Below are 11,609 nucleotides of genomic sequence, written 5' to 3'. Positions count from 1 at the left end.
TTTTAACGCATGTTCGTTCATATGAACAGCATTTTCCTTTTACTATTCATCTGCTTAAGAAAACAACTGAGATGGCTGATATGTTCATACTTTATGAGGTAAAAAAAATTGTTTAGGAAAAAATCTAATGATAACTCAAAACTTGAATCAAAGTCCGGTCACAAATTAGTTGGGCTAAATAACATTTCTTCTATTTTCAAAGGAAACTCAAATATTTCAAAAATTAAGCCTAAAATTGATAAAATACCTGAAGAAATTATTCGAATTGATGATTCTGATTCACCAAAACCTTCTACCAGCAAGGCAGTAAAACTAATCCAAGAAGTTCAAAAATTAAAAGATAGAACAATAACTCCATTTGTAGATTACAATGAAGGTCTAATTTTCTATCCAACCCTCTCAAAAATAGGGGAATTACAAGACAATATTTCATGTCTGGATGATTTGGTCTCAGATGGAATTTTGGAAAAAAAAATATATGAAAAATTAATTGTTTGCCCAATTCATCCTGATACTCATTCATCTAGTGTTCGTCTTTATTGCCCCAAATGCCATTCTATGAATGTTGAAAAACTAAATCTATTTGAGCATAAAATATGTGGATACATCACAGAAAGCACAAATTTTGATTTCACAGATCCAGAAAATTCACGTTGCCCTTCATGTAAAAAATCAATTAAAATTTTTGAAAAAGAAATACGCGTACCTGCAATGTGGTATCAATGCATTGACTGTGTTGAGAAATTTGATAATGCTGTTATCAAATTACATTGTAGAAAATATGAACATGATTTTGATACAAATTCTGGACAATTTGTTCCAACATATTGCTATAAGTTAAAAAATTCTGAATCATCAATCAATTCTGATACTAATCAAATAAAAGACGATTTACTAAAATTATTACAGGGATTCAATTTTGATGCAAATCTCAATATTCAGATTAAAGGTAAGAGTAACAACATTCATGAAATTCCAATTTATGGAAAAAGTGACATCACTGATGAATCGATACTGATCTTTATAAAAAATCAACCTGATGGAATTAATCAGTCTGATATGAATTCAATATTGGTTCCAAAACTAGACATTAATCCTACAAAGACATTGCTTTTGACCGTATCTGGGATTAATGATGGGGTTGAAAATCTTGCAAAACATTATGGGATTAATCTAATTGTTGAATCTGATTTCTCCCAAATTATTACACGCGTGGAAAAATTTGCTTCTGATTGGTATTCTGAGAATGGTGGCAAAAAGTGAAAAATGTCTTTTCAAATCATTTCTTAAAAAATCGTCGAGCTGTTAGTCAGGTAATGGGAAGTGTGGTGATTTTAGGAATTGTTAGTTCAGTCGGATCTGTAATTTTGTTTAATGGGATGAATAGCATTAGTGCATTTACTTATGATCTTTCTTTTCATGAAGCATCAAAAAACCAAATCCATCGAGAAGATTTAGTATTTGAACATGTCCGATTTGAGCCTAATACTGATAATTTAGAGATTGATTTGGCAAATATTGGCTCTGTTGAATCCACAATCGCTAGTATCACTATCATAAATATCGACAATCAGGAAATTATTACAAATTGGGTAGATCTTGATCAAACTATTCAGATAAAAGATAATCGACAAATTATTTTGGATCTCATAGACGACACTCAAATTTTATTGGTTCAAGGTTCTGGAACGTGGAATGATCCTGCATATGTTAATTCTGAATATAGAATATCATTGACAACAACTAGGGGGAATTTCTTCACAACTGTAGCTAGTCCATTTAATACATAAAAAAATGACATCAAAAAATTCTAGTATTAAACAGAAAAAAAATTCTCGATTACAAAATAGACGAGGAATTACTGATATTATCAGTACCATGATGCTAATGGCTGTAACTGTTACTGGTGCTAGCACGTTAACTTATTTTATGAACGATGCATTTCTTTCAGGAAATTTAGGGACTACTTCAACACTTGAAGCATCATCATTGAATATTCTTCTTTTAGCATATGATACACGTGATTCTACAGGCTTACTGACATTGACTGATGTTGACAACAAATATGATTCTCTTTTGTGCCGTACAAGCTGCAGTAGTAATCCAAATAATATTCCTGCTAATGGGGGTACTGAATTTATTGTTGTTCAAATTCAAAATAATAATCTTAATTCAATTTTTCTAGAACATCTTTCTATAAATGGTCAACGTTACTCTTGGGATATTTCTACATCTGGCATGACCCTTGATACTACTGTTCCATTAACAAATGGCAAATATCCATTTGATGGAATGTTTTCAATTTTACCTGTAACAGTGGGGCCAATCATTCAAAACGAAAATATTGAAATCCAGAGTGGTCAAACTGTAAATCTTCTTGTAAAACTAGATTCTGTTGGTTCTGACATTTCATTGAATAAAGGGATTAGACTACTTCTAAATTCGGGACAAATTCAACCTGCTGAATTTTTACTTGAAAGTGGTGGTGCACAATAAAATCACATTCAAAGAATATTACAAAAAATAGACGTGGTCTTTCTTCTGTTGTAGGTGCATTATTCTTTACTGTGTTGATGGTTGCTGGTTTCTCAGTTTTGAGTTTGGCATTGGATGCTCAAACTGATATTGTTACTACTCAGAGAATCATTTCCGATGTTGAACTAAAAAAACAGCAAGAAAGATTTGGAATTGCAGTATCTACTGATTCTGCAAATAAATTAGATGTTTCTGTGACTAATTTTGGTCAAAATCCTGTTGAAATCTCTAGTTTTTGGATAATTAACAAAACATTAGCTACTCAACCCGCTACTCGATATTCAGTAAATTATGATGATTCTTTTGTTACTGGTGGAATCCCTTCATCAATACTTGCATCTCAAGCATTTTACATGATTCCTGACTCATATGATATCAAAGTAATGTCTTCTTTAGGTACTATTGAAATTGCAGAATTGGTTGTAGGTCCTGGAGGTTCTTCAGTTAATAATTTACGTTCTGTACTTGTGACTGATCCTCCTGATGTTATTTTGGGACAAAATGTGACAATTGGAATGGTTGTTACTAATACAGGTCAATTAAAAATAAATGATGTATCTCCTTCAAACATATCTGTTAATCCCCCCGGCGTTGTTGTTGGAACTTCTGGCCCTAATCTTCCTTCAGTTGATTTAATTCCTGGAGAATCATTTTTGTTTTTGTGGGATTATAATATTGATGGAACAGCAGACACTAGTATTGATTTTTCAAATTTTGCAACAGGATTAGATGTAAATAATAATTTCATTCAGAGCAATATTGCATCCGACAAAACTATTTTGCGAGATAGTGCAAATTCAACTTCTGGTTCTGAGGAATTAATTGTTCTAACACAAGATCTTTTAGCAAAGCCTGAACTGTTTATTGTAATGCCTGCACCATTTGGTGAATCTGGGCAACAAGGTGTATGGGGAATAAATGTGGTTAATCCTATTGAAAAAGATCTTGAAGTCAGCAAAATTGTGATTACTGCAACATCTACAAGATATACTGGTGGGGATGAAATTTTTACTGATAATAATGGTAATGCATGTGAGGCTGAACACGTTGATTTAAGCTTGGGTGGGACGTGGAGTTGTCCTATGCCTAATCAATTGATGTGGAAAAGTCTTAGTAATCCTGTTTCTGTTCCTGGTTTATCCAATGTTCCATTTTTAGCTTTAGTTGAACCTGGATTCATTGGAAGCAGTGGTGATTTCCTTGAAACCGTTCCTGTTGACGTGAGTGTCTATACTACATTGGGGCAATTTGGAAAGTCTGGATATGGCACATCATATAATGAAGGGTCTACAACATTGCCAAACGTGTATCTAACAGATGTTCCTGGATCTTCTAGTAATGCAAACATTCTTTCAAGTATAGATGGCATTACTAGTGGAAGTGTCATAAAACTAAATGCCACTCTAACTGACTTTGATGATAATCTTAACCATGTAATTCAGGCAATAGATTCTAGATTGATAATCAATATTCCAAAAGGTTGGTCGTCTCCTTCCATAATTAATGCCCCTGGATTCACAATGGATCCTATTGAAACATTTGCAGATGGCTCTTCGCAAATTGTTGGAGTTCTAAATTCTGATATTGCTAGTACTGCAGATACTCAAACCATAGAATTTCAAGTAACTGCTCCCACTGTAACTTCTACACAACTGTATGTCATGTATGTTCTAGCCGATGGAATCAGCAGCGGGGATGTAGCTATCGGTCCATTAGCTGAAATAATATTACAAGTAATCCCATGAATATTTTTTTCAAGTGATTTTCAAAATTACTTTATTCTTATTCTAATATGAAAAAAGAAAAAATGGTGTTATTGACCCATAGTTGGATCAATCATAACATAATTGATTTTGTAGACTTTGCCAGCGTTAAGCTCTGCACATCCGAGAAATACCATTAGATTCTCTGTTGGTTCATCTGGTGGCATATCATCATCATCATATAGGAATTCTGATTCACTGTTGTGAGGTATTATTCTCTCTAGCGTACATTCAGCATTCTCAGCACCTATGAGTGGATCAAGAGTTTCTTCCACTACACTGAATAAGACAATTGTAGTAGTTGAACTTAATTCAGAATCAACAATTCCTATGTTTCCTTCGGTTCCCATTATCTCTATACATGGTTCTGTTTTGATTCCATCTACATAATGATCACAACTATCTTTTGTTGCAAGACCAATTCCGTCCTCGTTAATTTCAATCTCCATTGAATTGTTTTGGAAAACTATGCCTCCAGGTCCACCTGAACCATCACCATTATCATCATTATAGATTGTACATGAGATAGTTTTGTCTTTTTTAATCATGAATGATTCATTGGTTGTTGTTGGGCATTTACTGTCTCCTGTAATGAGAACTTCTGTATATGATTCTGTGACTGTTGATGCAATTGTTTGACTTAATGTGTATGCTCCTTTTGGAACTTCGGCAACATGTGTGAATGGATCAAGTGAATCTTGAACTAAATCAAATGTTGAACCTAATTCATCAGTTACTTTGTATGAAAAGTCCTCGAGCATGGCTTGACCGCCATTGTCTTGTGTGAGTGCATTTCTAATCACAATCGTTCCTGTCTTTTCTGGTTCTGGCTCATCTCCGCATGTAAGAGGATTTGATGCTGAAATTGATGTTTCACCATCTTTCAAACCGTCTGTGATTTCGAATGAATATCCATTATCACTTTCTGTTTGTCCAATGTAAAGATCCTGCGAACAAGATGTGTGTATTTCAATTGATGACACAAGTTCATCATCGTTTTCTACTATTTTGTAAATAGCAAAGACTGTGTTTGAATTTAATTTTTCTTTACCAAAACTGGATGATTCAATCTGATAATCTCCCATATTGGTGACATCTACAATACTTGTTAATTTTTTATCATTATTGCCTATGTCGTTGATTTTTTTGTAAATTTCAATTCTAAATTCACTGTCTATTTCTGAACTTGGGGTAGAAAATTTGAACTTTAATGTGTCTGGCTTCTCACAATCACATGGATCTTTTGGAACATCTTCACCACAATCATCGTCATCATGATTATATCCATAATACCCGTGACCGCAATCATCGTCATCATGATGACCACCATATGTTGAAAATGCATTTGGAATTGCTGTTACAAATCCACCGATAATCAAAATCGATGTAATTGCTGAGATTGTCAAAGTCGTCTTTAATTTTGTCATTGCATAGACATGTTTACGTGACTACTAATGAGCAATGTTGTAATGTTTGAACAACATTTGAAGCTGATGTGTTGTTTGAACACAAATTGCTTTAACATCTCTTTTGATTTTAATACATTTAGAATGACAAAACTACAGTCAAAACAAAACAAGTTAACTTCAAGAAGAGCAGTTGCTCCAGTTATAGCAACACTTCTTTTGGTAGCAATTGCAGTAGTTGGTGGAAGTATTGTCTTTGTGTTTTCACAAGGATTCTTTAGTTCTGCTCAAGTTAGTGGTTCTCCAAACATTGAATCATTGAGGATCATTGGATATGACGCAACTGATGGCACCGCCTTACAAATTCATGATGGAACTGTTTCCTCAGTACTATCAGGAGCTACAGGTGATGGATTAGCCGAAGGAGAACGTATTGCGATATATATTCAAAACAATGGTGTAAGTAAAGCAACACTAGGCGAACTTCGATTAGGGGGCACAGTCTATGACTTTGTGGCAAATTCAGGTCCTACATTAGATGTTTGGACTCCAGCACTTGACGATGGAATTATTGGAACTCCTGCAGGTGCAGGATATGTAATCCTGACAAAAGGTGATGATGTAATTCTAGATTCAACTTCTGGAACCATTCAACCAGGTCAACAGGCCACAATCATACTTGAGCTTGATGAAAACATCAAAACAGGTAGAGATGCACAATTCAAACTAACTACAACAAACGGTGCAGTCTTCGTTGGAACTGTTATTGCAGGTCAGCAAAGTGGATAACTCCACCCTTTTTTCCTTTTTACGAAAAAAAAACGGAGTAAAAAATGAAAAATGGAGAAAAAAATGAAAGCAAAAAACCCCCTTCTTTTCTTACTCACTTTATCTCTAGTATTTGGAGGAAATCTACATTCAGCATCAGCACAAAATTTAGAAGCACTATCTGATTATTCGATAAAACTGGCAATATCCCCTTCACATTTGGAGAGTGGTATAGCAGAGCATCAAGTTGGATATCTTTTTGTTTTAAGCAAACATGGCGTTCCTATCACATCATCATATGATGTACCCGTTAGTCTAAGTTCTGATAATCCTTCTATTGTATCTGTTCCAAACAAAATAATTCTAAAAGCAAATGATGAATTTGTATCATTTCCAGTAACGACGACTGAAAAGTCTGGCTCTACAACAATTACCGCTAATCTCAATGGAAAGATTACATTTCAAAAAATTGAGGTAGGGACTGATCAAACATATCTTCCTGATGACTTGATTCTAGAACTAAACCTCCCAACAAATAAAATGCATGTTAATTCTGAAATGCCATTTACAGTTTTTTTAAAAACTTTGGATGGTGTAAACATCCGTGCTCCTAATGATGTTGACATTCTTCTGGAATTTGATGAACTTTTAGCATCAAGTGATTCTGAAATATTGACCATCAAGAAAGGAGACTATTATGCATGGGGAACTTTACGTGCTCATGATAAAGTTGGAAATACGTTCCTACGTGCAATTCATGAAGATTCTGGTCTTGATGTTGCAAAAAGTCTTCAAATTTCATCTACCCTTCCTGCTGGATTGAAATTAACAATATTTCCAAAATTAATTCCTGCAGAAATTGATAGAACGTTGGATATTTTTGTTAGTGTGGTTGATTCTGATGGAAATCCGACAAAAACTCCGAATGACATCCCACTTGATTTTTTCTCAAGTGAGCAATACCCAATTGGTGACAATCTGGACAAATTTGGAAAATCTGAAAAACCAACAATCAAAAAAGATCAGTTTGGTTATCTGCTACAACAAAAATACAGTCTACAAAATTTACTTACAAATGATATTCTAATCGGAGTAAGCTCTTCAGGACTTGGAACTGCAACTGACACTTTCCGTACAGTCGGTGAATCAATTGAAATGGATCAAAACCAACGTTTAACAAATTATCATTTTGATGAAAAGGATTATGATACGACAGTAAATGTTTTTGGATTGGATAAAATCCCTAGTAATGCAACGGCATTTTTTACATATCAGTTATCCTTGATTGAGGATGATGAGGATGATGATGGAATAAGACCTGATGGAACTAAAGTTGAAATTCATCCTGATTGTGCAGAAGAATCTGATGAAGGAAATTCTGGATCGATCAATTCTGATGATATAACTCGTAATACTGAGTTAGATCCTGAAGATATGATATTGTACACCATTGATTGTTTAGACGATGGAGAACTTTATCCTGTACAATCAAATGAAAATCTGTATACTGATGGGTTTGTCCAAAAAATCAATGTCATTTCTAGTGATGATAAATTAGCTACAATTGAGAATGGGGGAAAAATTCTTAGTTCTTATTCATATGGAACTGCAAAAATATCTACAGGACAAAAAATTGGTCCTGTTAAAATATCTGCATCTATTAATGGTATGGGAACTGGTTCATTTACTTCTCAAGTGATTAACACATTGGAGCAAAAAGAGGTACGATTATTTTCTCCAACAGGCAAAGATAGCATCATTTTTGATCGTGATGGATTTTTTGACATGTTTTTGATTGCACTAGATGAAAAAGAAAGACCGAAAATTCTAAAGGAGACTGGCAAATATCTGATAACCCCTACAAATGGATTGATTGAAATCGATAAAGGCTCAACATTTACCTTTTCTCAACTTAGGAGTGATTCTTTTAATATTTCTGATTCTGAAACAAAAATTATTCTAACTGTTGAACCAATTGGTGAACATGCTAATTTAAACTTGGAAGGAAGTAAAACTTTCGTTACTTATCCTACATCTCAAATGAAAGTTTCACTTCCTCTGGAAAAAATTAATGCAAATCACCAACAAAATATGGGGACTGTTCAACTCGTTGATTTTCAAGGAAACCCAGTAATCCCAAAATTTGATGTCAAATCTAAGATTGTATCTTCAAAAGATACGATAGTTAAGATTATTGAAGATGCTGTAATTCCTAAAGGTTCTTCATATGCAACATTTCCAATTAAAACTACAGGTAATGTTGGAAATGCAATAATTTCTGCAAGTGCCAAGGGTGTTAATGGAACTTCATTTCCTATCAACTCTGCTTCGTCTCAAATGCAATTACAAGTATTTACTGGTGGACTAGATAATGAAATTACTGCTGATAATCCAATTGAATTTAGATTATTTGTGGATGATGAAAATGAAGAATCTGTATCTGGAGCTTCATTAAAAATAATCACAAAAGGTGATGCAGTAATTACTCCTGAAGTGGTAAGAACAAGTTCTGATGGAAGCGCAATTGTAAGTTTAACTGCCTTTGAAGGACCAAATATTTCATTTGATATTATTGCAACTGCTGAAGGATATGCAGAAGGCAAGGATTCTTTCACTGTAAATGTTGATTCACCAGAGAAGACCTTCAGCGCAATTGATCTAGAGTTGCCTGAATGGATTGTTTATCTTGTAATTGGAGGAATTTTAATGATTGTTGTTGTGGTCTTTATGTTCTTAAAGAAATCAAAAGGCGACTTGGAAGAAGATTGGGAAGAGGAAGAAGAAATATAATTTATTTTTTTACTCTTTTTTTATCTCTGCAAATTCCACAAAGATAATTTCGCTTAAACTCTTTTAATTCATTTTTAAAATCATCTGTTTGAAAGTATGATTCACCCGTTTGTAATCCTCCTGGAACTAATATTCCGCAAACGTTACAATGAATCTCTACATTGAATTTTACTCTTTTTTCATTTTCCAAAATTCTGCCAATTATCATAGATTCATCTAATGATTTTATTTGATATAAATAATGATGAGACTCAAAACTCATGAATATTATATTGAAAAATCATGACTATTCTTATGCTCTCTGTTTGGTTTCGAGTGATTAGGGTTAGATTCCTTCTTGCATCGGTCATTGCAGTTTCTGTAGGTTTGGCACTGAATTGGTCGCAAAATTCTTCAATAGATTTACTTGATATGCTATTGACGTTTGCAGGAGTAATGGCACTTCATGCAAGTGTTGACTTACTAAATGATTTTTGGGATTTTAAACGAGGAATTGATACTAAAACTAAACGAACTAAAATGAGTGGTGGTACTGGTGTGTTGCCTGAAGGATTACTTAAACCATCTTCTGTATATCGTGCAGGAATTGCATTTTTAATTATCGGTTCACTGATTGGTGGATATTTTGTTTTTACAGATGGAATACTAATTGCAATAATTTTGGGATTTGCAATATTGTCTATCTATTTTTATTCTACAAAAATTGTTGATTCTGGATTAGGTGAATTCTTTGTAGCAGTAAAGGGCTCAATGATTGTAATTGGTACATTTTTTATTCAATCAGGACAAATTAACATAGAATCAATACTTGGTGGAATTGTAGTTGGCTCTTTATCTGCTTTAGTATTATTCATCGCATCATTTCCAGATCATGATGCAGACAAGTCAAAAGGTAGAAAGACTTTGGTTATTGCAGTTGGAAAGAAAAAAGCATCATGTTTATTTTGGACTTTTCCAATAATATCGTATGGTGTAATAATCGCTGGAGTATCTGTAAATCTATTCCCATCACTATCCTTGATCAGTCTGCTTAGCATACCATTAATGATAAAATCTGGATTTGGATTACAAAAAAACTATGATGCTGTTGATGGATTAGTGCCTTTCATGTCCTCTACTTTGATGTTTAGTAGAATTACTGGTGCATTGTTTGTGGCTAGTTTCTTAATTGATTTTTGACGCTTTAGACATAAATTTAGCAGTTCTTTATGATTTACATGATTTCAGGATTTGCAACTAAAGAGGGAACCGAAAAATTTGCTCAAAACTCAGGCGTAAATCAAGCAAATTTCAAAGATTTTGCAAATCTTACTCTTTCAAATGTTGGAATTGGAACCTATCTTGGTGATCCAGATTCAAAAACTGATGAATTAGTTACAAATGCAGTAAAACAATCCATCTTATCTGGAGTTAATGTTATAGACACTGCAATAAACTATCGTGCTCAAAAAGCAGAACGTTCTGTCGGAAAAGCAGTATCTGAATTAATTCAAGATGAAAAAATATCTAGGGATCAGTTGTTTGTAAGTACTAAAAATGGATATGTCACAAATGATGCAGATGTTCAATTAGGTTTTTGGGAATATGTCAAAGAAGAATATTCTCAAAAAGGAGTAATCAAAGAAGGTGATGTTACATCTGGATATCACTGTATGACACTTCCTTATCTTTCTGATCAACTAGACCGTAGTTTAAAAAATCTAAACATGGATTGTGTTGATTTGATGTATCTTCACAATGCCGTAGAGGGACAAATAAAAGATGTCTCTAAAGAACAATTTTTAGAAAATTTAAAATCTGTCTTTGAATTATATGAGCAAAAACGTGATGAGGGAAAAATTAAATTCTATGGGATGGCAACCTGGGAATGTTTTAGTGTTCCAAAAGATAATCCACAATACCTTTCTCTTGAGGATACTGTAGATATAGCTAAAAAAGTTGGCGGAGAAAATCATGGGTTCCAATTTATTCAATTACCTTTCAATATGCATTATGATCAAGCACTTCTTGGAAAAACTCAAATGATTAATGACAAACAAGTTTCAATTTTGGAGGCATCCTCGTCATTGGGAATTGGTGTGTTCACTAGTGTTCCATTTATGCAAGGACGATTACTTGCTCCAGATGTAATGCCTGAATTCAACGAGCTAAAACCTTCATTGCGTGCTTTACAATTTATTCGCTCATCTCCAGGAGTTTTAGCCCCATTGGTTGGACAGAAATCATCTCAACATGTTTCTGAAAATCTTGAAATTATGAAAATTCCTCCTATATCTGAAGATGAATTTCTAGCCTTGGTAAAAAAACTCACTTCATGATTATTGTTTAATTTTCAAAAATTTGTATA

At 33.7% G+C, this 11,609-nt stretch carries 10 protein-coding genes; 8 read left to right on the top strand and 2 right to left on the bottom strand.

Going from position 1 to position 11,609, the window contains the following annotated elements; translation table 11 throughout:
- Positions 1-108: 108 nt before the first annotated feature.
- The 4 genes from ACW9W3_RS04770 to ACW9W3_RS04755 all read left to right on the top strand — a co-directional run bounded on the left by ACW9W3_RS04770 (position 109) and on the right by ACW9W3_RS04755 (position 4,280).
- Positions 109-1,263, top strand: coding sequence for a TackOD1 domain-containing metal-binding protein (locus tag ACW9W3_RS04770; protein ID WP_457765014.1), 1,155 nt, complete (start codon positions 109-111; stop codon positions 1,261-1,263).
- Positions 1,264-1,316: 53 nt separating this feature from the next.
- Positions 1,317-1,790, top strand: coding sequence for a hypothetical protein (locus ACW9W3_RS04765; protein ID WP_457765021.1), 474 nt, complete (start codon positions 1,317-1,319; stop codon positions 1,788-1,790).
- Positions 1,791-1,794: 4 nt separating this feature from the next.
- Positions 1,795-2,496 (top strand): hypothetical protein, encoded by a 702-nt coding sequence (locus ACW9W3_RS04760; protein WP_457765013.1) that lies wholly within the window; start codon positions 1,795-1,797, stop codon positions 2,494-2,496.
- Positions 2,497-2,573: 77 nt separating this feature from the next.
- Positions 2,574-4,280 carry a hypothetical protein gene (locus ACW9W3_RS04755; RefSeq protein WP_457765012.1) on the top strand — a complete coding sequence of 569 codons (1,707 nt, stop codon included), beginning with the start codon at positions 2,574-2,576 and terminating at the stop codon, positions 4,278-4,280.
- A 68-nt stretch (positions 4,281-4,348) separates the two neighbouring features.
- Here ACW9W3_RS04755 and ACW9W3_RS04750 read toward each other — a convergent pair whose 3' ends face one another.
- Positions 4,349-5,725: a DUF7467 domain-containing protein gene (locus ACW9W3_RS04750; protein ID WP_457765011.1), complete on the bottom strand. Its 1,377-nt coding sequence runs from the start codon at positions 5,723-5,725 to the stop codon at positions 4,349-4,351.
- A gap of 123 nt (positions 5,726-5,848) precedes the next feature.
- Here ACW9W3_RS04750 and ACW9W3_RS04745 point away from each other — a divergent pair, with 123 nt between their 5' ends.
- Together ACW9W3_RS04745 and ACW9W3_RS04740 are read left to right on the top strand one after the other, a co-directional pair.
- Positions 5,849-6,493 carry an archaellin/type IV pilin N-terminal domain-containing protein gene (locus tag ACW9W3_RS04745; RefSeq protein WP_457765010.1) on the top strand — a complete coding sequence of 215 codons (645 nt, stop codon included), beginning with the start codon at positions 5,849-5,851 and terminating at the stop codon, positions 6,491-6,493.
- Positions 6,494-6,556: 63 nt separating this feature from the next.
- Positions 6,557-9,262 carry a hypothetical protein gene (locus ACW9W3_RS04740; protein WP_457765009.1) on the top strand — a complete coding sequence of 902 codons (2,706 nt, stop codon included), beginning with the start codon at positions 6,557-6,559 and terminating at the stop codon, positions 9,260-9,262.
- A gap of 1 nt (position 9,263) precedes the next feature.
- Here ACW9W3_RS04740 and ACW9W3_RS04735 read toward each other — a convergent pair whose 3' ends face one another.
- Complete coding sequence (locus ACW9W3_RS04735) at positions 9,264-9,470, bottom strand: hypothetical protein (RefSeq protein WP_457765008.1); 207 nt, start codon at positions 9,468-9,470, stop codon at positions 9,264-9,266.
- A gap of 86 nt (positions 9,471-9,556) precedes the next feature.
- On the opposite strand from ACW9W3_RS04735, the gene ACW9W3_RS04730 reads away from it, so the two are divergent.
- Positions 9,557-10,441 carry a UbiA family prenyltransferase gene (locus ACW9W3_RS04730; RefSeq protein WP_457765020.1) on the top strand — a complete coding sequence of 295 codons (885 nt, stop codon included), beginning with the start codon at positions 9,557-9,559 and terminating at the stop codon, positions 10,439-10,441.
- A gap of 38 nt (positions 10,442-10,479) precedes the next feature.
- Positions 10,480-11,580, top strand: coding sequence for an aldo/keto reductase (locus tag ACW9W3_RS04725; protein ID WP_457765007.1), 1,101 nt, complete (start codon positions 10,480-10,482; stop codon positions 11,578-11,580).
- Positions 11,581-11,609: the final 29 nt, after the last annotated feature.

The organism is Candidatus Nitrosopumilus sp. bin_68KS, assembly GCF_054095825.1.
The sequence above is the reverse complement of the archived record's forward strand: the minus strand, read 5'-3'. Positions and strand labels throughout refer to the sequence as shown.